23 protein-coding genes and 1 tRNA gene are annotated in these 23,066 nt (G+C 48.7%); 6 read left to right on the forward strand and 18 right to left on the reverse strand.

The window, feature by feature from the left end; genetic code table 11:
• Positions 1-55 precede the first annotated feature (55 nt).
• The 5 genes from EJE48_RS12550 to EJE48_RS06650 all read right to left on the reverse strand — a co-directional run bounded on the left by EJE48_RS12550 (position 56) and on the right by EJE48_RS06650 (position 4,034).
• Entirely contained in the window at positions 56-214 is a 159-nt protein-coding gene (locus EJE48_RS12550) for a cupin domain-containing protein (RefSeq protein WP_243107978.1), read from the reverse strand.
• Positions 204-611, reverse strand: coding sequence for a helix-turn-helix transcriptional regulator (locus EJE48_RS06635; protein WP_243107979.1), 408 nt, complete (start codon positions 609-611; stop codon positions 204-206). The genes EJE48_RS12550 and EJE48_RS06635 overlap by 11 nt, the downstream gene beginning before the upstream one ends.
• Positions 612-868: 257 nt before the next feature.
• A complete protein-coding gene (coaBC, locus tag EJE48_RS06640) occupies positions 869-2,071 on the reverse strand; it encodes a bifunctional phosphopantothenoylcysteine decarboxylase/phosphopantothenate--cysteine ligase CoaBC (RefSeq protein WP_118579269.1) in 1,203 nt (400 codons plus the stop codon).
• 123 nt (positions 2,072-2,194) lie between these two features.
• Positions 2,195-2,974 (reverse strand): DUF4397 domain-containing protein, encoded by a 780-nt coding sequence (locus EJE48_RS06645; RefSeq protein WP_124984429.1) that lies wholly within the window; start codon positions 2,972-2,974, stop codon positions 2,195-2,197.
• 133 nt (positions 2,975-3,107) lie between these two features.
• Complete coding sequence (locus EJE48_RS06650; RefSeq protein WP_160117329.1) at positions 3,108-4,034, reverse strand: hemolysin family protein; 927 nt, start codon at positions 4,032-4,034, stop codon at positions 3,108-3,110.
• Positions 4,035-4,217: 183 nt separating this feature from the next.
• Here EJE48_RS06650 and EJE48_RS06655 point away from each other — a divergent pair, with 183 nt between their 5' ends.
• Complete coding sequence (locus EJE48_RS06655; RefSeq protein ID WP_118579278.1) at positions 4,218-4,931, forward strand: beta/alpha barrel domain-containing protein; 714 nt, start codon at positions 4,218-4,220, stop codon at positions 4,929-4,931.
• Positions 4,932-4,982: 51 nt separating this feature from the next.
• On the opposite strand, the gene EJE48_RS06660 is transcribed toward EJE48_RS06655, so the two are convergent.
• The 4 genes from EJE48_RS06660 to EJE48_RS06675 all read right to left on the reverse strand — a co-directional run bounded on the left by EJE48_RS06660 (position 4,983) and on the right by EJE48_RS06675 (position 7,299).
• Positions 4,983-5,171: a FeoB-associated Cys-rich membrane protein gene (locus EJE48_RS06660; RefSeq protein ID WP_118579281.1), complete on the reverse strand. Its 189-nt coding sequence runs from the start codon at positions 5,169-5,171 to the stop codon at positions 4,983-4,985.
• A 12-nt stretch (positions 5,172-5,183) separates the two neighbouring features.
• Positions 5,184-6,338, reverse strand: coding sequence for a radical SAM protein (locus tag EJE48_RS06665; protein WP_124984431.1), 1,155 nt, complete (start codon positions 6,336-6,338; stop codon positions 5,184-5,186).
• A gap of 65 nt (positions 6,339-6,403) precedes the next feature.
• The gene (locus EJE48_RS06670; RefSeq protein WP_016408032.1) at positions 6,404-6,583 is read right to left on the reverse strand and encodes a hypothetical protein; all 180 of its coding nucleotides are present in this window, start codon (positions 6,581-6,583) and stop codon (positions 6,404-6,406) included.
• 80 nt (positions 6,584-6,663) lie between these two features.
• Positions 6,664-7,299 (reverse strand): lactate utilization protein, encoded by a 636-nt coding sequence (locus tag EJE48_RS06675; protein WP_118579290.1) that lies wholly within the window; start codon positions 7,297-7,299, stop codon positions 6,664-6,666.
• 120 nt (positions 7,300-7,419) lie between these two features.
• Between EJE48_RS06675 and EJE48_RS06680 the strand changes: the two genes are divergently transcribed.
• The 3 genes from EJE48_RS06680 (at position 7,420) to EJE48_RS06690 (ending at position 9,968) form a co-directional block, all read left to right on the forward strand.
• Complete coding sequence (locus tag EJE48_RS06680; protein ID WP_118579293.1) at positions 7,420-8,205, forward strand: TrmH family RNA methyltransferase; 786 nt, start codon at positions 7,420-7,422, stop codon at positions 8,203-8,205.
• An 84-nt stretch (positions 8,206-8,289) separates the two neighbouring features.
• Positions 8,290-9,000 (forward strand): copper amine oxidase N-terminal domain-containing protein, encoded by a 711-nt coding sequence (locus EJE48_RS06685; RefSeq protein ID WP_016408035.1) that lies wholly within the window; start codon positions 8,290-8,292, stop codon positions 8,998-9,000.
• Positions 9,001-9,386: 386 nt separating this feature from the next.
• The gene (locus tag EJE48_RS06690) at positions 9,387-9,968 is read left to right on the forward strand and encodes a TetR/AcrR family transcriptional regulator (RefSeq protein ID WP_016408036.1); all 582 of its coding nucleotides are present in this window, start codon (positions 9,387-9,389) and stop codon (positions 9,966-9,968) included.
• Positions 9,969-10,001: 33 nt separating this feature from the next.
• On the opposite strand, the gene EJE48_RS06695 is transcribed toward EJE48_RS06690, so the two are convergent.
• Both EJE48_RS06695 and EJE48_RS06700 read right to left on the reverse strand, forming a co-directional pair.
• Complete coding sequence (locus EJE48_RS06695) at positions 10,002-11,354, reverse strand: radical SAM protein (RefSeq protein ID WP_016408037.1); 1,353 nt, start codon at positions 11,352-11,354, stop codon at positions 10,002-10,004.
• Positions 11,355-11,698: 344 nt separating this feature from the next.
• Positions 11,699-12,490 carry a polysaccharide deacetylase family protein gene (locus EJE48_RS06700; protein ID WP_016408038.1) on the reverse strand — a complete coding sequence of 264 codons (792 nt, stop codon included), beginning with the start codon at positions 12,488-12,490 and terminating at the stop codon, positions 11,699-11,701.
• 184 nt (positions 12,491-12,674) lie between these two features.
• On the opposite strand from EJE48_RS06700, the gene EJE48_RS06705 reads away from it, so the two are divergent.
• The gene (locus EJE48_RS06705; protein WP_118579434.1) at positions 12,675-13,313 is read left to right on the forward strand and encodes an HAD family hydrolase; all 639 of its coding nucleotides are present in this window, start codon (positions 12,675-12,677) and stop codon (positions 13,311-13,313) included.
• Between the two features lie 69 nt (positions 13,314-13,382).
• Here the strand turns inward: EJE48_RS06705 and EJE48_RS06710 are convergent, their stop codons facing one another.
• The 5 genes from EJE48_RS06710 to polA are packed head-to-tail and all read right to left on the reverse strand — an operon-like array spanning position 13,383 to position 19,842.
• Positions 13,383-14,342, reverse strand: coding sequence for a galactose-1-phosphate uridylyltransferase (locus EJE48_RS06710; protein ID WP_118579437.1), 960 nt, complete (start codon positions 14,340-14,342; stop codon positions 13,383-13,385).
• Positions 14,343-14,344: 2 nt separating this feature from the next.
• Positions 14,345-15,940 carry an ABC transporter substrate-binding protein gene (locus tag EJE48_RS06715; protein WP_124984432.1) on the reverse strand — a complete coding sequence of 532 codons (1,596 nt, stop codon included), beginning with the start codon at positions 15,938-15,940 and terminating at the stop codon, positions 14,345-14,347.
• Entirely contained in the window at positions 15,937-16,560 is a 624-nt protein-coding gene (locus EJE48_RS06720; protein WP_124984433.1) for a lytic transglycosylase domain-containing protein, read from the reverse strand. Before EJE48_RS06720 ends, EJE48_RS06715 begins: the two co-directional genes overlap by 4 nt.
• Before the next feature lie 16 nt (positions 16,561-16,576).
• Positions 16,577-17,167 carry a dephospho-CoA kinase gene (gene coaE, locus EJE48_RS06725; protein WP_118579446.1) on the reverse strand — a complete coding sequence of 197 codons (591 nt, stop codon included), beginning with the start codon at positions 17,165-17,167 and terminating at the stop codon, positions 16,577-16,579.
• Positions 17,168-17,184: 17 nt separating this feature from the next.
• A complete protein-coding gene (polA, locus tag EJE48_RS06730) occupies positions 17,185-19,842 on the reverse strand; it encodes a DNA polymerase I (protein WP_124984434.1) in 2,658 nt (885 codons plus the stop codon).
• Between the two features lie 184 nt (positions 19,843-20,026).
• Between polA and EJE48_RS06735 the strand changes: the two genes are divergently transcribed.
• Entirely contained in the window at positions 20,027-21,031 is a 1,005-nt protein-coding gene (locus tag EJE48_RS06735; RefSeq protein ID WP_124984435.1) for an ABC transporter substrate-binding protein, read from the forward strand.
• Positions 21,032-21,217: 186 nt separating this feature from the next.
• On the opposite strand, the gene EJE48_RS06740 is transcribed toward EJE48_RS06735, so the two are convergent.
• Both EJE48_RS06740 and EJE48_RS06745 read right to left on the reverse strand, forming a co-directional pair.
• Positions 21,218-22,696, reverse strand: coding sequence for a S1C family serine protease (locus tag EJE48_RS06740; protein ID WP_124984436.1), 1,479 nt, complete (start codon positions 22,694-22,696; stop codon positions 21,218-21,220).
• 176 nt (positions 22,697-22,872) lie between these two features.
• Positions 22,873-22,956 (reverse strand) — tRNA-Leu (locus EJE48_RS06745).
• Between the last annotated feature and the right edge of the window lie 110 nt (positions 22,957-23,066).

A 23,066-nucleotide genomic window follows, 5' to 3' on the forward strand; every position in this document is an offset into this window, starting at 1 on the left:
TTCACCTAGCCCTTTCTTCGCTTCGGCGCAAAAAATCCGTTATAACGGTTATTTTTTATTTGTCATAATAAATGACCATACAGATTTTTGTCTTCTGCGTGCCGTGACATTCATAAATATGGGGCTTATTGGCAAGATAGCGAATCCCTTCGCCCGCCTCTACCACATATTCCACACCATCCACAGTCAGCCGCAGTGCGCCTTCAAAAAACAAGTACAAATTCCTCTGTTCCATCCTCATGGGGAACAGATTCCGAGCGAGTGCCCGGCTCCAGCTCAATGCTGAGCATTTCGAATCTTCTTTCTGCATCGTAGGGAAAAAAGGGAAACAGCCGAAACCGCCCCTCATCACTCAAAAGCGGGGAAACCTCACCCCTTCGGATGAGCTGGGTTTCTGTCTGCCTGCCCTCCAAAAGGGCGGTAAAGGAAATATGCAGCCCAGTCGCAATCTTCCAGAGCGTTGCCACCGTGGGGCTGGATTCCCCTCTTTCAATCTGCCCCAGCATGCTTTTGCTGACTCCCGTCTGCTCTGCCATGCTGTCAAGGCTGAGTTTCTTTTCCTTCCGAATCTGTCTGAGATTTTCCGAGATTCTGCTGCTCATCGCATCCATGTGTTTCCTCCTTGGTTCGAACCAACCGCCATCGAAGGTCAATGGCGCAAATGCGTGCGTTATGACGCATTTCTACTGTTACTGTATCATTTGCATTTGTCTTTGTCAATCCATTTTGACCGTTTTTACGAATAAAACAGACGTTATCGCATACAAAAATTCCGTCTCTTTTTTATGCAATCTGCCTATTTCGCAAGAAAAGCCCTGCCGCAGACCTTCCATGCGACAGAGCCATTCTATTTTCAGCCATTCTGTTTTCAGCCCTTTATTGCCTTCAATTTCAAAATTTCATCCAGAATCTTATGTGCAACCTCAGCCTTGCTCAGAAGCTCCAGCTGAATTTCCTCCTCCTTGGAAATCATCGTTACCACATTCGTATCCGTACCGAAACCACTGCCTGCAATCTTAAGGTTATTGGCAACCACCATATCAATATTCTTCTTATCCAGCTTCACGCGGGAATTTTCCAGCATATTCTGGGTTTCCATGGAGAAGCCGCAGTAGAACTGACCTTCTCTGCGATGCTCGCCCAGATATTTCAGAATATCCTGTGTTCTGTCCAATTCGATGGACATTTCGCCGTCCTTTTTCTTTGTTTTTTCATCACTGTAGCTTTTGGGCTTATAATCCGCAACCGCCGCCGCCTTGATGATGATATCATTATCCAGAAAACGAGACTTCATTGCCTCAAACATATCCCCTGCGCTCTTTACCTGCACATAATCCACAAACATAGGGGGCTCCAGATTTGTCACACCGCTGACAAGTGTTACCTCCGCGCCGCGCAGCATTGCCGCCTTCGCCAGCTCATAGCCCATTTTTCCTGTGGAGTGGTTTGTAATATAACGCACAGGGTCTACGCTTTCCTGTGTCGGCCCTGCGGTGACAATCACCTTCATGCCGGCAAGGTCTTTTTCATGCGCGATTTCACGCAGGATATGCCCCACCAGAACGTCCTCGGAGGGCATTTTTCCATCCCCGATATCCCGACAGGCAAGCAGTCCCTTTTCGGGCGCAATCACTGTAAAGCCATAGCCCTCCAGCTTTTTCAGATTATCCTGCAAAATGGGGTTATGATACATATTGGTATTCATGGCAGGCGCAACGATTTTTTGACAGGTGCAGGCCATAGCCGTTGTGGTCAGCATATCATCCGCAATGCCGTTTGCCAGCTTGCCAATCACATTTGCGGAAGCAGGCGCAACCAGAAGCACATCCGCCTTTTTCGCGATGGAAATATGCGCCACATGGAACTGGAAATTGCGGTCGAAGGTATCTACCATACATTTATTGCCGGTCAGTGTTTCAAAGGTAACAGGCGTAATAAACTGGCAGGCATTTTCCGTCATGATCACATGCACATCCGCATGCAGCTTCACGAGCATGCTTGCCACATTTGCCATTTTATACGCAGCGATGCTGCCTGTTACACCCAGAACAACAGTTTTCCCTTTTAACATGATGATTCTCCTTTATTCGGTTATACTGAAATTTATCGTGATTTTTCACGATAGGTATTGACAATAGTATAACAAAGGATAATCCATTCGTACAGGTTTTTTCAGAAAAAATCCATAAATTTCTCACTTCCCGAAGTCCAGATAGGTCACACCCTCAAGGGGAATCAGCACCTGCAGACCTGCCCTATCTGCACGGCTGCCAACCACATAAACCGTATACGCTTTGCCGCCCTTGAGGTTCACTTTGGGATGCTCCACAAGGATTTTGCCTGTGTCAGTCTCGCGCAGCTTGAGATTATGACTGCCGGGAGCCGTGGTGAGGTAGCGGCTGATTTCCTCATAGCGCAAATCGGAAAGCACCATGCGGTCATCCCAGTAAACATCCATAGCAGGAGCAGTCGGTGAAAGCTGCACAAAGCGGATATATGCCCGATTGGGGCTGAGGTAACGGTGGCTGTCCTCTATGGTCAGGGTAGAAATCGCATCTGCCAGACCTGTCACCGCAACGGTATAAATGCCGCCGGACTGCACCTGCAAGCGCAGAACGGTCAGAGGGTTTGTGGTGGTTCCTGCGCGGTAAATCGCAATGCGATACCACCCCGGAAACAGCTTCATATATTCCGTAAAATGCTGATAGCGCAAATCCGCAGCCACCATCCGCCCGTTGGCGTAGATATCCACGCGTGTTTCAACAGGGCTTGCATTCAGAAAGCGGATGTAGCCGAAAAGCGTAATCCCCGGAATAATGGGAATCACCGTCACATTTGCATTGCTCGGCAGAATCGGAAAGCGGCGTGCGGCGCTCTCCTCCTGCGTCAGCGTTTCCTGCATGGCTTCTTCCTTGGTCAGAGGCAGAGGCATTTGTAAAGCTTCACTTATTTCATACCGGTTATTGTTGGGCATCAGAAATTCATCCTTTCCTTGCGTTCTGCTTTTTATGTTCTACTTTAAGGTATGGATGGACAAAATCTTCTGTGCAGATTCTGTGCAGGCGCAAAAAAAGACACGACCGAAAAAATCAATCGTGTCCGTTTTTTTATTCCTCGTCAGCCTTTTCTTCTGATTCGGCTTCTTCCTTTTCCTCCTCCGGCAGCTTTGTTGCCAGAACCTTGAGGATACGCTTCTCCTCAAACAGCTCTACGCTAAAGAGCCAGCCGCAAAGCTTCATTTCTATCGTTTCACCCTCCTCAGGGATATGCCCCAGCTGCCCGATAAGATAGCCGCCAAGGGTATCGTAATCCTCATTTTCCTCGAAGGTAATCCCAAGCTGTTCCTCTACGTCCTGCAAATCGGTCGAGCCGTCAATGCGGTAAACACCCTCCGAAACCTCGGTGATGTCCTCTTCCTCTTCCTCATCATATTCATCGAAGATATTCCCGAAGATTTCCTCCATGATATCCTCCATGGTGACAATGCCTGCCGTGCCGCCGTATTCATCAATGACGATTGCCATGTGTACCTTCTTCACCTTCATTTCCGCAAGCAGCTCGTCCACCTTTTTGGAAAATGGAATAAAATAAGGCTTCATAAGGATTTCCTTCAGATGGAAATGCCCCTCCTCCACACGGGTTACGTCCGCAAGGATATATTTCACCATATCCTTCACATGGTACACCCCGACAATATTATCAATATTATCATCATACACCACGATACGGGAATATTTTTCCTCCGCCGTGACATTTTTGATTTCCTCCAGAGTTGCATCCACGGGAACAGCAACAATATCGGTTCTATGGGTGGCAATATCACCTGCGGAGCTGTTGCTCAGCTCAAAGATATTGTTAAGCATCTCCTTCACGTTTTCATCAATCGTACCGCTGTTGCCGCCTGCGTCCACCATCTGACGGATTTCCTCCTCCGTCACATCTTTTTCTTTTTTCTGTACGCGATACCTCCCAATCAGCACCAACGAAATGATGTTGAGCAAAGCGGAAAGTATCAGACCTATATAAGTCTCCAAGGTCATCCTCCTTTAAAAAAACTCTTATCCTTTTCTTTTTTACAGTTTAATGAAAAAGCGTCCTGCTGTCAAGTACGGCGACAGCCTTCCAGTTCCTTCCATATTTATTGACAAGTGTATTTTCTCTACCGTATAATATAGAAGAACGCTAGGAAAAATAAAATGCAGAAAGGAAGTGCCCCAATGAACCATATCAAGCTCGACCGTGAAAAAAAGATTCCCCACGTCAAGACAAAGCTGAGAAGCCACCATATCGTAACCATGCCGGATGAAATTTATGCCGCCAGTGGGATTGTGATTATGGGGCGACGCATCAAGTCCTTGATTTTTTCTACTGATATTGCCATCATTCGCAACTGCAACGCAGATGCTGTGCTTGCGGTGTATCCCTTTACGCCCCAGCAGATTATTGCAGATGCGATTGTTTCCACCTCCAGCCTGCCCGTTTTCTGCGGCGTAGGCGGCGGCACAACCACAGGTGCGCGCGTTGTCATGCTTGCAAAGGATGCCGAAGCCTTCGGGGCAATGGCAGTTGTGGTAAATGCGCCGACAACGAACGATGTCATCGCACAAATTGCAGATATCATTGATATTCCCATTGTTGTAACCGTTCTGGATGAAAATACGGACATCGATGCCCGTCTGGAAGCAGGTGCGACGATTTTCAATGTATCTGCCGCGGCACGCACGCCGGAGGTAGTGCGGATTCTGCGCGAACGCTACCCCGACCTGCCCATCATTGCAACAGGCGGTCCCTCGAAGGAAAGCATCCGCGAAACCGTAGCGGCAGGCGCAAATGCCATCAGCTTTACGCCCCCGACGGCAGAAGAGCTGTTCCACGGCTTAATGACGCGCTACCGCAACGAGCACGAAAGCAAAACAAAGGGAGAAGCATAAAAAAACACCTCAAGCTGACAGAAAAATCAGTTTGAGGTGATTCTTTTTTTCTTATAATTCTTTCTTCTCGGAATGACAGCTTTTGCTATGGGCGCAGCCTGCACAGCCTCCGCCGCATTTGCCTTCATGCTCCATTTTCATAATCTTCGCCTGCTTCTGCATTTTTCTGATGTTAAAGAAAACCAGAAAGAAGATTAAAATTGCAGGGATAATTGCCGTAAAAACTGTTTCTCTTGCCATTGCGGCACCTCCTTAAATATAATGATCCATGTAGGTATGGAGTTTCTTTTCCCAATCCTTTTCATCTACGATATTTTTCGCCAAATCCTCAACGATTTTCCGGTCGCTCTCGCGCATCCGCCAAAGCTGCTTCCAGTCCAGAGGGAAGCCCATGCGGCGCGCCATCTGATATTTTCTCTGCTCCAGCTTGGGCAGGGCAAGGAAGGAATCAATATATTCCAGCATCCAGGGCAGGTCTGTATCCATATCACCGTTGACCTCCTGTAAAAGGTTAATGATGTGGTCGCTTGTGATTCTGCCGTTTGCCTTTGTCGGGTCGATATGCGCTAAGAGCTTGCGAATTTCCAAAAGCTTATTCATATCGGTATCCTCCGTCCAGCCGCCGGCATCGCGCACCTCTTCCATCAGAGAGCCGGTACGCAGCACAAAGGTACGCAGGCGGACGAAATTCGGATTCACCGCATTGATAACCTTCGCCGTTTCAATGGCGTTGTCATCGGAAAGCTCTCTGCCGCCGACACCGGGCATAAAGTAGATAGAAAGCTCAATCCCTGCCTCTCTCACCTTTCTGCCGCCGATAATCTGTTCCTCCTGCGTGCAGCCCTTTTCAATCAGCGCAAGCACCTTATCGGAACCCGATTCGTAACCGGAATGGATACGGTCTAAGCCTGCCTCCTTGAGCATTTTATAATCCTCCGGGGTAATTTTCGCAAGCGTGTTTGCTCTGCCATAGGAGGTAATTCGCTTGATTTCGGGCAGCTTCACACGCACATAACGGATAATTTCCGCAAGCCAATCCGCACGCAGACACATCGTATTCGCATCCTGCAAAAAGATGGAATTGCAGTCTCCCTCCGTCATCCAGCGGAACACCATCTGATAGCACCAACGCTGATCGTCCGTTGTCAGGGTCTGATATTCGTTGTTAATCGCCTGAATATCCCAGCCGTTCGCCGTTTTATACTGCAAAATACGGTCACGCAGTTCCGCCATGGTGTCGATATCCTGCTTCACCTCCGCAACGGAACGGGTATGAAAATCGTATTTTTTATACAGCATACAGAATTTACATCTATTCCAAGGGCAGTTCACCGTCACGCGCAAAAGCAGGCTGTTTGCCTCACTGGGCGGACGAATGGGCCCAATCTGAAAAACCATTTCTTCCATTATTTTTTCTCCTTCGTAAATCGTACTCTCCTAACCTCATTATTGTAGCAGATTGGGGAGAAAAATCAAGGGTTCGGGCGTTCCAATTCGATTTCGCCCTGCTCCTTCTCAAATTCGCGAATACATTGATTGATGAGGTATAAAATCTGCCCGCTGGCGGAACGTCCGTTGTATCTGGAAACATAATGAAATTTTTTCAATACTTCTTCGTCTATACGAATACTGATATGCTTTTGCTTGTTCATTTGCAACCCTCTTTCCACTTAAAATGCCTTCCCACAAATGCGGAAAGGCTTAAAGGTGCGCCCGTTTTCAACTTAGCTTTTTAATATCCATATTCCTCGCCAATCAGAATCACCTTAATTCTGCCTGCCGGACGACAGACTCTTGTCACCAGAATCTGATTGCAGATACATTCCTCGGAAACGCAGTTATGGCAGGTGCCGTCCACCGCGCAGGGGGTTTTTCCCATGAAACGCATGCTGTTGACAGGTGCAACGTACCCTCTCACGCGCTTGATTGCCGCATCCACATCCTGTGCCACCTTGCTCAGGCTCGCCAGAACAATCACATTGTTCGGCCCGAAGCAGATGGACGCAACACGGTTGCCTGTCCCATCTATATTTACCAGAACGCCATCCTCGGAAATGGCATTGGTGCTGGTCAAATAGTAATCGCACAAGAGTCCCTGACGCATCATTTCGCGCATTTCTACAGGATTCGCCGCGGTATCTCTGTCAATCACGTTATAATTGCCTTCCTTTACCGCCTTTGTCAGCCCCATATCGCGAATGGTCATGGAGCCGCCCCATGTGATGCTGCTGCCTTCCGGAATGAGGGACAGCACCTTTTCGATGGCTTCTGTCGCTGTAGGACAGTAGTATGCTTCAAAATGGCGGCGTTCCAGCTTTTTCAACAGGGTTGCGCTCAAAAGCTCTTTTCTTTTTTCCTGTGGTGTCATAGGTAAAAACCTCCTTTTTCTGCTCTCTTTGCCCTGATTGTACCATATTTTCCCGTCGCTTGCATCCTTTTTCTTGCAAAGCAGGCGCTTCTCCTTTATCATAGAAAGCGAGGTGATACCATGAAACGAATCGAAAGCCGCGACAACAAATGGATCAAGCGGCTGAACGGCTTAAAAATAAAGAAAAATCGCGATAAGGAGGGGCTTTTCATTGCGGAGGGACTGCGCTTTATCCGCGAAATCCCGAAGAATTGGGAGGTGCTTGCGTATGCGGTCAGCAATGCCTTTGCCGCAGAAAACGACCTTTCCCTCTACGAAGAAAAGGCAGAGGTACTTTGTCTGACAGATGCACTCTTTGCCGCCGTCTGCGATACGGAAAACCCACAGGGAATTCTGGCGGTCTGCAAAAAGCTGGATTGGGATGCAGATGCGGTGCTTGCGAAAAAAACGCCCTTTCTCCTTCTGGCGGAAGAGCTGAATGACCCCGGCAATCTGGGGACGGTCATTCGTACGGCGGATGCCTGCGGCGCAGATGCCGTTTTTCTCAGCAAGGGCAGTGTTGATCTTTATAACCCGAAGGTACTGCGCGCCACCATGGGCAGTCTGTTCCATGTGCCTGTCTTCCAAAATATCGACCTGCATGCCCTTTCGGAAAAAATGCAGGCAAAGCAGATTCCGCTTTACGCCGCACATCTGAAGGGCAATCGCTATCCCTATGCTCTGCCCTTACAGGATGCCTGTGCCTTTCTCATTGGCAACGAGGCACGCGGTCTCAGTGAGGATGCCGCCGCACTCTGCGATGCGTGGGTGAAAATTCCCATGCCGGGGCAGGCAGAAAGCCTGAATGCTTCTGTTGCCGCAGGGGTACTGCTGTATGAGGTGGTGCGACAGAGACTGCCGAAATAAATCGACTTTCTCTGTTAAATTGTCATCTTTTGTGATATAATAAGGCTATATAGATTCGTTTTATCACAAAAAGAGGTGTTACACATGAAAAAATCAAAAAAATGGATTGCCCTGTTTCTGGCAGCGCTCTGTACCTTCACACCGTTGACTGCCTTTGCCGCCGATGTTAATATTGACCGCAAGCCCCTGCAAATGGATGTTTCCCCAACAGTAATCAATGGGCGCACCATGGTTCCTATGCGCTCTATTTTTGAAGGACTTGGTGCCGCTGTCGAATGGAACAACTACACCAGAGGCATCACCGCGCAGAAGGAGGATAAAACCATTACCCTCTATCTGAACGAAAAAAACGCCTTCATCAACGGTGTCAGCCACAGTCTGGATACGCCTGCCGTTGCCGTAAACGGGCGTACGATGGTGCCTGTCCGCTTTGTTGCGGAAAGTCTGGACTGCAAGGTGTATTGGGACAGCTATAATCAGTTGGTTTCCATCTTTACCGATAATGCGGATGCCGCCGCTTATGCCGCTGAACTGCAGAAACAGCAGGCAGCCAGAAAGGCAGAGGAAGAACGCCTTGCCGCGCAGAGGGCAGCACAAAAGGCGGAACAAGAACGCCTTGCTGCACAGAATAAAAACACACAGACGGTATCGAAAAAATCCACTACCGTCTATGTTACCCCCACGGGAAAACGGTACCACTATAGCGGCTCCTGCAATGGCGGTACCTATATTGCATCTACACTGGAGAAGGCACTCGCAAGAGGGCTGACCCCCTGTAAGAAATGCGTCGGATGATTTTTTATTTGAATGAAAACCACGATATTTAGTATGTACAAGAATGTTGAAAACTAAATATTGTGGTTCTTTCTCTTTTTTGGTACAATAATCCCATCTTCCTTTTCCACAGCAATAAATCTTCCCTATCTGCATACACAGGAAATGGAAATTGTCCTTCGTTTTACGGCTTCTCTTCATGCAGCCATGCAGCCGATTATCCATGCATCCGATTTTTCCTGTTTTTATCCCCCATACCATTTGCATTTCCCAATTCCAGCGATGTTTTCTTGTTTTCCAAAGCAATTTTTGTTATAATCCCATTATATTGTCTGCTATTGTAGAACGATGGAATAAAACAGGCAACTAATTTGGATGAACTCAAGCCGTATAGTCTGGAGGTTAATATGCGACGAACACGAGCTTCTATTATAGAGGCGTTTGCTCAGCTTTTAGAAGAACGCCCTATCAATAAAATTACAGTGAAAGATATCGTAAACCGTTGCGACATCAACCGGAACACCTTTTATTATCATTTTCCGGATATTCCCTCCCTGCTTTTGGAAATGATGGAGGAAAAGGTCAACGCTCTGATTGCGTACCATTACACACCGGGTCGCCCATTGGACTGCATTAAGCCTGTTCTGCAATATGGGGAGGCACATAAGCAAGCAATCCTTCATGTATACCGCGCAGTCCCCTTGGAAACCTTTCTGTTTTATATCAACCGACTGACACAGCACGCGGTCAATGCATATTTTGCCAGTATTTCCAAAACGATTTCCATTCCCGCAAGGGATGCCGAAATCCTGAATCACCATTATAAGTGTATCGTAGTCGGCTATTTACTGGATTGGCTGGATGCCGAAATGCAGTATGATCTGGAAACGGATATCGAACGAATCTGCTCCTTAATGGAGGGCGTAGAAACTCGCGCTCTACAAAAATCCATCGGGCAGACTGCCGTTAAGTCGGCTATAAAAGAATAAGCAAGCGCCGCAGTCTCCTGCGGCGCTCATCCTTTATATGTGCTTTTTTTCTTCCTGTTCAGCCCTCCAGAGCCGTTCAGCCTCCGGTGCCCAGCACTTCGCATAGGAATCACACTTCCCACACAGATGATCCGCCGTTTCCGGAGATTGCGGATCGGTGGAATGTGCGCCGGTTTCCGCAACCATTTTCCGCAGGCGTTCCGGGTTTTCCAGCATAGGGCAAGGTTGGAGCATATTATCATTAAAAGGCATATTATCATGATATGCCATAAAAATCGGGCTTTGCAGTGCCTCTAACAGCGTACATTCCCGAATGTTAGCGTTGGAATAATGCACGAACACGCAAGGATCTACATCCCCGTTTGCATTGATATGCAGATACCGCTTGCCTCCGGCAATACATCCGCCCACATATTCCGCATCATTTTGAAAGTCCATGGCGAACAAAGGCTTCGTGGCACGCAGATGGCGAATACGGTGATAAACGGTTTCACGCTGCTTGGGATTTGGCAGCAGTTCAGGCGCAGCATCATTGCCAACCGGCATATAATGGAAGTACCAGATGAAATAAGCACCCATGTCAATCAGACTGTTATAGTATGTATCCGATGTAATCTTCTCGTAATTCACGCTGGTATAACAAGAGGAAATGCCGTAGGGCAGCTTTTTCTCATGCAGCAACTTCATTGCCCGAACGACCTTCTGATAGGTTCCTTGTCCGCGGCGGCTGTCCGTGGAAACCTCGTCCCCCTCCAAAGAAATGGCAGGAATAAAGTTCTTCACGCGCAGCATTTCATCGGCAAACTTTTCATCAATCAATGTCGCATTCGTAAAGCAAAGGAATACACAATCATTATGCTTTTCGCACAGCCGAATCAGATCATTCTTTCTCGTCAGCGGCTCACCGCCGGTATAGATATACATATAGACACCCAATTTCTTGCCTTGCTGAATAATGCTGTCAATCTCATCAAAGGTAAGATTCAGCTTATTGCCATACTCGGCAGCCCAACATCCGGTGCAGTGCAGATTGCAGGCAGATGTAGGGTCCAAAAGAATCGCCCAGGGAACATTACAGTTATACTTTGCTCGGTTTTCTTCCTGCTTCGACCAGCCGATTAAGCTGGCATTGATGAAGAAATTAACAGCTAACGTTTTCATGACCTCCGGGTCGATATCATGGATGATATGCAGGATATAGTCATGGTAAGGGTGCGCAGGATTTTCTATTGCTTCCCGAATTGCCTTACGTTGGGATACAAATTCCCCATCGGAAAATTTGTCCGCCCAATTCATTAGCTTCAGCAGGTTGTTTTCCGGGTCTTTATACAGGTAATCAAACGCCTGTTCCAGACCCAATTTTTTGATGGTATTTGCAACGTTCATAGTCTTTCTTCCTTTCTTTCCGCTCTGTCCTCAGGTGATTTTATCCGCAGCAAATTGCTGTCGGAAGAATGCCGCCCCATTGGTACCGACCAAACCTCCGGGCTTCCCTCTGATGTTTTCATTTCAGAGAAACACTCCAACAGAGCCATCCATCCAAACCTCGGCATTGTAGGTGTGGACGAATTATTGTTTCATCATTTTTATCTTATAAAAAAAGTCCAAAGAGAACAATGGACAAACAAGGGGTGCAGTGTTCGAAATCGAACATTGCACCCCTGATTGCCTAAAAATACAGTATCGGAATACGCCTGTTGTTTATAACTTCTCTCGTATTCAGACTGATTTTATACATCTTTACCTTTCGGAATCTGCCGTCCCTCATGATCCATCTCGAAATTCTCCCGATGAATTAACTGGGAAATCGGCACAATCTCAAACCCCTTTTCCTTGATTCCCTTGAGAATCGTGTCCAATACCTTAGGGGTGTATTTCGCATCATTGTGGAACAGAATGATGGAGCCATTGCCCAGATGCTTATGCTCCAACACCTGCCTGATCTCCACCTCCGCTCCCTGTTCCTTCCAATCCAGACTGTCCACATCCCACTGAATGGTATAATACCCATTCTGCTCCGCTGTTTCAATCACATGGTTATCATATTCCCCAAAGGGCGGGCGAAACAGTTCCATCTCCACTCCCGTAAGCTTCTTCACATTTTCATGACACTTCTGCAATTCCTGTGCAATTTCCTCGGAGGAAATCCGGCTCATGTGCGGATGTGTAGCGGAATGGTTACCCAAATCGTGCCCTTCCGCGGCGATTTTCTTCACCTCCTCCGGATATTTTTCCACCCAATAGCCGCAAAGAAAAAATGTTGCCTTTACGTCATTTTCCTTCAGAATCCGCAGCAGCTCATCCGTATCATCGGCTCCCCAAGCCGCATCGAAGCTAACGGAAACCTGCGGCTTCTCCGTCTGCACGCAATAAATCGGCAGCCTTCTTTCCCCCTCTGCAACGGCAAAAACCTTCTCCGCCGCCCTTGGCACGCCCATATACGCCGCCGCAAGCAGCAAAAGCCCCAGCACGCCGCATGCCGCCCGTTTTTTTGTGATATGTATCCGTTTCCAAGCCTTCATACGAAATTCCCTCCGCGTTGTTTTTTCTAACAATATATTTCCAAAGGGAATAAATCAGAATCGCCATTTTTCGCCGCCCATCTCGCTCTTGTCAATTTCCACGAAAAATGCTAAAATTTTTGCAGGCGCATTGACCACCAACGAAAAAAATCGACAAATACAGATAAGAAAAGGAATTTTAAACATGAAGTATATTATTTTTGATTTAGACGGCACTCTTATTGATTCCATGCCCACATGGCACGGCACCGGCGCAGCTTTTCTGGAAAAACACGGCTTTGCAGTGCCGGAGGATATCCATGATGTTGTAAAAACACTGACGCTTTACCAGACGGCGGAATATTTCAGGAATGATTTAGGCGTTCCGTTTGACGCACAGCAGATTGTGGATGAAATTACATCCTATGTAACAGACGCATATAAATACACCATTCCCCTGCGTCCCTCCGCGAAGGAATATCTGGAGGCAATGGCAAAAAAGGGTGTGAAGATGTGCATCCTCACAGCATCCGAAGCAGGGTATATCCAGCCTGCGTTAGACCGTCTGGATATCCGCAAATATTTCGACTGCATCCTGACCTGCACAGAGCTGGGGGTTTACAAGGAGGACGGTAAGGCATTTCTGACCGCCATGGAAAAAATGGGTGGCACATTGGAGGAAACTGCCGTATTCGAGGATGCGCTCTATGCAGTAAGAGGCGCAAAGGCGGCAGGCTTCCGGGTATATGCCGTTCTGGATGAGGACTTTCGCGGACAGACGGATGTGGATAAAATCACCGCACTGGCAGACTGCTCCTTCCGCGATTACAAGGAATTACTGTAACAAAAATCACTCTAACCAAAAAGGACGCTTCTCTTTCTTTGAGAAACGCCCTTTTTCATTTTCTATTTTTTATTCTGCTTCCTCTTTCCGATAATACACCGCGGCATTTTCGGGGCTGACCATGCAGATATAGCAATCGGTCGCAAATTCAAACCCGGCAAAGCCGCCGATTCTTGGCAAAATCTCAATATGCCAATGGAAATCCGTATCTCTCGGGCCATCCATCACGCAAATGTTATAGCCAATATCCTCACGAATCCCCGTTACCCTTCCAAGCATCTTCCGCAAAAGTGCCGCAAGCTCCTGCCGTTCTTCCGCGCTCATTTCGCCAAAATCACGCTGATGTGCCTTCGGGGCAAGCCAGAGCTCATAGGCAAAGCGTCCGGCGTAGGGCGTAAGCGCAAGAAAATGCTCTGTTTCCGCCACAATACGCCTGTTCGTTTCCTTTTCGTAGGCAAGCATTTTGCAGAACAGGCAGTCCTCTCTGTGCATAGCCTCCGCCATGGTTGCCGCACGCTTCGGCACAACAGGCAGCCCCACCACCTGCCAATGCGAATGGTGCATGCTCATCCCTGCGGAGGGCCCGCAGTTTTTAAAAATCTGCACATACTGCGTATCTGCACGATTGCGAAAAAAATGCAGCCTATCCTGTAATACCTGCAAAATGCTTGCGATATGCGCCGCATCGAAGGTATCAATCGTAGCATCATGGTCAGGCGTATCCACCAGAATCTCATGCCTTCCCCTTCCTGCGGTCTGGGTATAAAACGGCTCCTCTGCCGCATCCGTGCAATCCTCTCGGACAGTCGGAAATTTATTCGGAAACACGCGCATCTGCCATGCCCCGTTGGGGCCATCCTGATAAATGGCATCCGGTGTCCATGCCTCATGTCCGCCGCAGAAGGGGCATTTCTCGCTGTTTGCATGTTTTCTTTCTGTATTATGGACAAATTCATAGGGGCGATTTCTTCTGTTCTCCGCATAAAGTGACATCTCGCCCGTAAAAGGATTTGTTCTGATTTCAGACATCCTTATTCCCCCTTCTGATACGTCCACGCTTCAATCCCACGGAACACATTGCTTTCCACAGGATGCACTTCTCCTCCGATATTTTTAGATGCAAAAACCGCCTGATTGCGGTAGGCAATGCTGATATAAGGCAGCTCCTCGGCAAGCTTTTTCTGCAAACTGCTATAAGCCAGGAGCGTCTGCCCTTCGCCGACTGCCGTCCTTGCCGCCGTCAGCAGGGTATCCATATCCGCGTCGCTGTAGCCGATATAATTCAAACTGCCGCCCGTGCCGAAAAACGGCGTTAAATCCGTCACCTCTGAGCATTTCCAGCCGCCCACCACAAGGTCAAACTGTCCGCTCTCCAATCTCTGCTGATAGGTTTCAAAGTCCACCTTGTCCAGTGTCACCTCAAAGCCGATTGCCGTCAGCTCCTCCTTCAGCTTCGAGGCAATCTGTACCCGCCCCGTATTTTCCTGATTTACCAGAATGGTCGCGCGCAGGCTCTGCCTTATGCCGCTGATTTCCTTTTCCAGCTTGCCATCCTTATCCGCATCCGTCCAGCCGCTGTTTTTCAGGAAGGTTGTCGCCATTGTGGGGTTATATTCATACGTCGCCACGTTTTCCTCGTAAAGCCAGCTTTTCGGGTTGATGGGCGTATTCGTCATGGCGGCATAATTCAGATACACGCTTTCCTTAAGGTTATCCCGCGGCACCGCATACGCAACCGCCTGTCTGACAGATTTATCCTTCCAAAGCTCCTTGCGGAAGTTGAAGCCGATAAAATCATACTGATTTGAGGTAAACTGGTGCATCCCCGAAACGCTTTCGTCTGCGTATTTGCCTGCATCCATGGCGTTTGTCACAAGCACATCCGTCATGCCCTGCTCAAACGCGTTGATATCCGTTTCCTCTCCGGCGGTCATCTTCACGCGAATTTCGGAAATCTGCGGCGTGCTCCCATAATAGGACGCACTTGCCTTCAGCTTCATTTCCGATGCCTGCTGATAGGATTCTATTTCATACGGGCCATCCCCGACAGGCTTCGTGCCCGTATCGCCCTGTCCGCTGTAATAGCCGGCAGGAATAACCGGAAATCGCAGCGCATCAATATTTGAGCTGAAGCTGTCGCGGAAGGTAATCACAACGGAATTCGTTCCCGTTTTGCTGCAGCCGCTCACATAATTCATCACCTGCTTATACACCGCATCCTCCGGAGCATTTCGCAGGGTATTGACGGAATAGACCACATCATCTGCCGTCAGTGCTGTTCCATCCTGCCATCTGATATTGCTGTTCAGATTCATGGAAAGGCTTCTGCCATCCGCCGAAAATTCCCAATCCTGCGCCACGGCAGGGCATGCCTTGCCGCTTTCGTCAAAATCAACCAGCGGAAGAAACAGCAGCTTGAGGATACGATCAACCGTTTCTTCTCTGTTCAGCAACGGATTCAGCGTTTCCGGAATCCGCATGGAAAGCGTCAGCATTGCCTCTTTGGATGCAACGCCCGTCTCCTCTGTTGCTGTCGTTTTCTTCTTCGTTTGCTCCTCCTTCTTGCCACAGCCGCCAAGCCCAAGGCAGAAAATCAGCAAAAGGAGAAAAATCCTTTTTTTCATCATTCTTCATTTCCTTCCAAATCCGCAGTTCTGTCTGCATACACACCAAGCGGAGTTTCCTCCAGATACGCTTGCAGGCGCAGCCGCAGCCGATATGCCTGCTCCGCCAGCTTCACTCGTTTCACATAGCTTTTCGTTTCCTCGTATGGAATTTCATCCAGCGTAATGCCGTCCCAGCTCATTTCCTCATCCGCAAGCCACCGCGCCACGCTGCCATGCCCTGCGTTATAGCCTGCCAGAACGGTTTCCGAAACACCGCCGAATTTTTCTGTCAGCCAGCTTAAATACCAGCAACCGATATGGATATTCGTATCCGGATCGGTCAGGTCAATGGTTGCGGGATCAAGTCCCATCTGTGCCGCCGCCCATTTTCCCGTTTCCTCCGTCACCTGCATCAGCCCAACGGCATCCGCAGAAGATATGACATCCGGCTCAAAATGGCTTTCGCAGAAAATCACACCATACACAAAGGCCTCCTCCAAGCCATATTCCGCCGCATACTGCTCCACAATATCCCGATACTGCAAAGGCAGCACACGCGGCAAAACCACACTATAGCCAAACGCCGCCAGCAGCACCAGAACCACCGCCAGCGTAAACAATTTCCTGATACATCGAATCATTGTTCCTTGCTTCCTTTTATATTGTTTTTAAAATTTCATCCAACTGCCCCTGTAAATAGGCAAGCTCTTTACTGTTATCAATCACAACCGATGCCGACTTCTTATATTCCTCCCAGCTTTTCTGGTTGGCAATGCGCGCCTTGGCAAGGTCATAGCTGACACCATCGCGTGCCATCACGCGTTTTGCGCGCACCTCCGGATCGGCATAGACCACCCAGACCATATCACAGCGGCTTTCCAGACCTGCCTCAAGCAGAAGCGGCGCATCCAGAATCACTGCCTTGGCGGTGTTTTCCTTCTCCGCCTTGGCAATCTGTCTGTCCACCTCCGCACAGATATATTTATGGGTGCATTGGTTCAAAAATGCCAGCTTTTCGGCATCATGGAATACAATTTCCCCCAGCCTTCTGCGGATGATATTTCCTTTTGCATCCAAAATTCCCGTTCCGTAATACTTCACAATTTCCTGATATGCGGGCTCGCCTTTTAAAATGATTTCATGTGCAATTTTATCCGCATCAATCACCACTGCGCCTGCCGCCGCAAGGCTTTTGCTGACAACGCTTTTGCCGCTGCCCGTGCCGCCTGTCAAACCGATTACCTTCATTTCGTTTCCCCTCTTTTTTATTTCGCCTCGAACCACGATGCGCCCTCATGCACATCCACATCCAAGGGAACCAGCAAATCCGCCGCATGCTCCATGTTTTCCTTCAGGATTTTTGCGACAGCATCCTTTTCTTCTTTATACGCTTCAATCAGCAGCTCATCGTGTACCTGCAAAATCAGACGAGAACGATAGCCGCCCTCCTGCAAGGCACGATGCACCTTTATCATGGCAAGCTTAATAATATCCGCAGCAGTGCCCTGAATGGGCATATTCATTGCCGCGCGTTCCCCTGCCGCCCTTTGCATGAAATTGCTGCTCTGCAATTCGGGCATATTTCTGCGGCGGTTCCAGAGCGTAGAGACATAGCCGTTTTTCGCCCCGTTTTTAATCGTATCCTCCATAAAGGTCTTGATTTTGGGATATCTCGCGAAGTAAGCATTGATGTACTCCTCCGCCTCCTTGCGGCTGATGCCTAAATCCTGCCCCAAGCTAAACGCGCCCTTGCCGTAGATAATGCCGAAGTTAACCGCCTTGGCATTGCTTCTCTGCAATGGTGTCACCTCGTCAAACGGCACATGGAACACCTGCGAAGCCGTCATGCGGTGAATATCCTGATTGCTTTTGAACGCTGCAATCAGGCTTTCATCTCCGGAGATATGCGCCAGTACGCGCAGCTCAATCTGCGAATAATCGGCATCCAGAAAGCAGAATTCCGCACTTTCGGGAATGAAAATTTTCCGAAGCTCTCTCCCCAGCTCCAGACGGACAGGAATATTCTGCAAATTCGGCTCTGTTGAGGAAATCCGTCCCGTTGCCGTAATGGTCTGGTTGAAGGTAGAATAAATCTTCTCCGTTTCGGCATCCATCACCGCCAGAAGTCCGTCCGCATAGGTGCTTTTCAGCTTCGCCAGCTGTCTGTAGTGCAGAATCCGCTCCACAATAGGATGCGCCGTCCGCAGCTTTTCCAGCACATCCGCCGCGGTGGAATAGCCCGTTTTGGTCTTTTTGCCGCCCTTCAGCCCCAGCCTTTCAAATAAAATCACGCCTAACTGCTTCGGGGAATTGATGTTGAATTTTTCCCCTGCCAATGCGTAAATTTCTTCTTCCATGCCGTCCAGACTTTCGCCCAGACGCTTCTGATACGCCAAAAGCGCCGCCTTATCCACCTTGATGCCGTATTTTTCCATATCCGCCAGAACATAAATCAGCGGCATTTCCATATCATAAAACAGGCTTTTCTGCTCATTTTCCGCAAGCCGCTCCTCCATCACTTTTCTCGCACGGAAGAAAATCTCCGCCTGCCTTGCGCCATAGGCGGTACGTTCTGCTTCGGGCAACGCCGCAAAGGCCTTTTTCGTTCTGCCCTTCCCGAAAACCTCTTCCTGCGAAGGATAGGTTTCATTCAGAAAGGTTGCCGCAATATCGTCATATTCGTAGGAGCTGCCTGTCGCATTGAGGATATACGCCCCGATAGCGGTATCAAATTCCGCCGTAAAGCCGTTATAGCCATAGCTGCGCAGAAAACGGATATCCTTCTTCACATCATGTCCGATTTTACGGTATGCGCTGTCCGCAAAAAACGGCTGAAATATCTCCAGAAGCTCCTGCATCAAAAATGCCATGGATGCTTCAATCCAGACACCGCCAAGCTGCTCCTGATAGAGCGCAAGCCCCTGTCCTTCCTCGTTTTCGTAAACAAAGGCATACCCGACCTCGCCCTTTTTGAGCGCGGCAAGCACCTCCTTCGCACCTTCCCTATCCGCAACAAAGCGATAGGTCTGCTCTGCCTGCTTTGGCGCGGAAGCACTCCCCTCAAAGTGGCTGAACATGCTCTTAAATTCCAGACGTTTTACCAATTCGTATGCCGTCTGGTTAAACATATCGCCGATTTTCAGGGACTCCTTATCCCATTCTAAAGGCATATCCCGCACAATCGTCGCCAGAAATTTACTCAATCTTGCCTGCTCCTGATACGCCGCAAGGTTTTCAGATGCCTTTTTCGGTTTGATTTCCGCCGCATGGGCAATCGCCGTTTCAATATCGTGATACTGCGTGATAATCTTCGCCGCAGTTTTTTCGCCAATGCCGGGCACGCCGGGGATATTATCGGAAGTATCCCCCATCAGCGCCTTCATATCAATAAATTCGGCAGGTGTCACGCCATATTTCGCCTGCACATCCGCCGCGTAATAATCCTCTGTTTCCGTGCGTCCGCCCTTCGTTTTTGGAATCCGCACCTTGAGGGTCTCCCCTGCCAGCTGCAAAAGGTCTCTGTCCCCCGAAACCACAACAGGCACAATGCCGTTTTTCTCCGCCAGAGCGGAAAGCGTCCCCAGAATATCGTCCGCCTCAAAGCCCTCCTGCTCGAAAATAGGGATGTGCATGGCCTGCAGCACCTCCTTCAAAAGGGGCATCTGTTCGCGCAGCTCCTCCGGCATGCCCTTTCTGGTTCCCTTGTAGCCGTCAAAGGTTCTGTGGCGGAAGGTAGGCGCGTGCAAATCAAACGCCACCGCCAGATAATCGGGCTGCTCCTCATCCAGAAGCTTAAATAAAATATTCAGAAATCCATATACCCCGTTGGTATAGCGACCCTCTCCGTTCGTCAGCAGCGGAACGCCGTAAAATGCGCGGTTCACAATACTGTTGCCGTCAATCAGCATGATTTTTTCAGCCATGAAAATAGCCTCCTGTCATCACAAAATTTATATACAAGGCGGTATAAGCCTAATTTTCCATATTAAAAATAATTATACTACAAAATCGCGAAAAAATATATCTGACACGAAAAAAAATACAGCACACCTTTTTCTGGGATATGGCATATCATAAATCAGAATCAGTCTCTTAGGAGGAACGGCTATGAAAAAGAAACTTTGCTTGGCTTTATCGGGGGTGCTCTGCCTATCCGCAGGAGTTGGCTGCGGCACAGAAACGGCAGAGGAAACGCTGACTCCCGTCCGTCTGAATGAGGTCGTCCATTCTGTTTTTTATGCGCCGCAGTATGTCGCACAGGAATTGGGCTTTTTCGAGGAGGAGGGCTTAGATGTGAGCGTTGCGGTCGGCAATGGCGCGGATAAATCCATGACTGCCCTGCTTTCCGATTCCGCGGATATTGCCCTGCTTGGCACAGAGGCAGGTCTGTATGTCTATGCCGAAGGGAAGGCAGATTACCCCAAAACCTTCGCCCAGCTGACCCAGCGCGCAGGCAATTTCCTTGTTTCCAGAGAGAAAGAACCCGATTTCCAATGGTCTGATTTGGAAGGAAAATCCGTCATCGGCGGCAGATTGGGCGGCATGCCGGAAATGGTTCTGGAATATGTCATCAAGGAAAACGGCATGACCATCGGTAAGGATATGGAAATCATCAACAACATTGATTTCACCTCCACCGCAGGCGCATTTCTGGGCGAGGTCGGCGATTATACCGTAGAATTTGAGCCTGCCGCAACCACGCTTGAACAGAGCGGCAAGGGGCATATTGTGGCATCTCTGGGTGAAGCAAGCGGCTATGTGCCTTACACCGTTTATATGGCACAGGATGCTTTCCTGCAGGCACATCCCGATGTCGTCGAAGCCTTCACCCGTGCCATTTATAAAGGGCAGCAATGGGTAGAAAGCCATTCTGCCGCAGAAATTGCAAAGGTAATTCAGCCGCAGTTTGCCGAAACCGACCTCGATACCCTCACCACCATCGTGGAGCGCTATCAGAAACAGGATACCTGGAAAACCGACCCGACCGTTTCCCCTGAAGGCTTTGTCCTCATCCAGAAAATCATGATGGAAGGAAAGGAGCTTTCGCAGGAAATCCCTTATGATTCCATTGTTGTGACGGAGTTTGCCGAAAAAGTCATGACAGGCAAATAAAAATATCCCCCCACAAAAAAACTCCTACTGCAAGCTGTCTACACTGTCTGCAATAGGAGTTTTTCTGATGCAAGTTTATCTATCTCATTCGATTTTTTCGGTCGTTGATAGGAAGAATCTATGTGAATGTATGTGAATCGGCATTTCAACCGCATTTTTTCTTAATTTTTATCTGTATGCACTGCTTTAGCTGTTTTTATCCGCAACGGTAAGCTGCAGCTTAATTTTATCCTTGTTATCTCTCACAACCGTCAGGTCAACCTTTTTGCCGATATCCGAGCTGTCCATTGCGTTCAGCAGGCTGTCCATATCCTTAATGGTCTTGCCATTGAACTGTGTGATAATGTCGCCGGATTGCAGCCCTGCCGCTGCCGCAGGGCTGTTGTTCTTTACCTCAAGCACCAGTGCGCCGACCTCAAGGTTATACAGAGATGCGTTTGTACCGGTAATGCCGATATAGGGCTGCGGCTGTGTGCCTGTTTCCAGCAGGCTTTCTACGGTTGGCTTAATCTGATTGCTGGGGATGGCATAGCCCATGCCCTCTGCCATAGAGGAATTATATTTTGCCGTATTGATCCCGATGACCTCGCCCTTGCTGTTTACCAGTGCGCCGCCGCTGTTGCCGCTGTTGATTGCCGCGCTGGTCTGCAAAACAGTCAGGGAATTGCCGTCTACGTTAATGGTCTGCTCCTTCATGCTGACAATGCCGTCCGTTGCGGAAAGCCCCATGCCCATGGCGTTGCCGATGGCAATGACACATTCGCCGACCTCAAGGTCATCCGAATCGCCGAAGGTTGCGGTTGTTACCTTTTTCACGCCTGCCTTTTTCAAATCAGACCAGGAAACAGAAAGCACCGCCAGGTCGGATTCGCTCTTTGTACCGACTACCTTCGCAGGTACGCTCTTATCGCCGTCCAGCGTCACATAAATGGAATTTGCACCCTCGATGACATGGTTATTTGTCGCAATGGCAATCTTATCATCATCCGAATAGAAGATCACCCCGCTGCCTGCGCCCTCTGCTTCGTATGGTACAGTGAAATGCCCCATATACTGTGTCACGCCTGTTGTGGTAGTGGAAACGCTGACAACAGAGGGCTTTACCTTCTTCACGATATCCACAGTGGAAAGCCCGTTCGTCAGATAGGATACACTTTCCGTATTGCTTGTGGATGCGGTCTTTGCACCGGTTTCCTTTCCGAAATGGCTCTGTGCCGCGCTGTAGCTGACCCCAATCGCAGAGCCGCCTGCGATGCTGCAAACCAGACAGGCTGCAATGAATTTCTTCCAGCCGTTTCCGCTCTGCTTTCTTTTCGGCTTTTTCACCTTTTCCTCATAATGATATTCTCTGACGCAGGGACCTGTATATTCCTGCTCTGCTTCTGCGGTTTCTTCCGCAAAGGCTTCTGCTTTCTCTGCGCCTTCCTCAGCAGTGGCTTCCGAAACGCTTTCCTGTTCAGAAAAGCCCTCCTCCTCGGAAAATTGCTCACCGGAAATTTCCTCTGTATATTCCTCGCCGGAAATCACCTCTGCCTCCATCTCTATGGATTCTCCGTCTACATGGGGTTCGTCTTCCATGCCGTCTGCGGAATAGTCAATGGATTCCTGCTCTGTTTCTTCATATTCATCTTTCTTTTTCGGATTGTACTCATCATATTCGTACATGCTCTATCCCTCCATATCTTTTATGGCTTTGTTTTATCTTATGCCGTTATTATACTGTTTGAATTTGAACGAAGTATGAACGTCAGGTGAATAATCCATGTTTTTCCTTAAAGAACGATTAAGATAAAATGAGAGCATAAAAAAAAGAACCTTGAAGCAATCAAGGCTCTAAAAAGTGCGGCTGGTGGGACTCGAACCCACACGCTGTCACCAGCGTCAGATTTTGAGTCTGATGCGTCTGCCAGTTCCGCCACAGCCGCAGAAATAAACTGCTTAAATATAATAGCATACCTTTTCCGAGATTGCAAGGGAAATTTTTCTTAATTTAAAAATTTGCTTTCCCCGAAAAAAGTATTTATAATAGCTTTTG

This window comes from Anaerotignum faecicola, from assembly GCF_003865035.1.
GTDB classification, from domain to species: Bacteria; Bacillota; Clostridia; order Lachnospirales; family Anaerotignaceae; genus Anaerotignum_A; species Anaerotignum_A faecicola.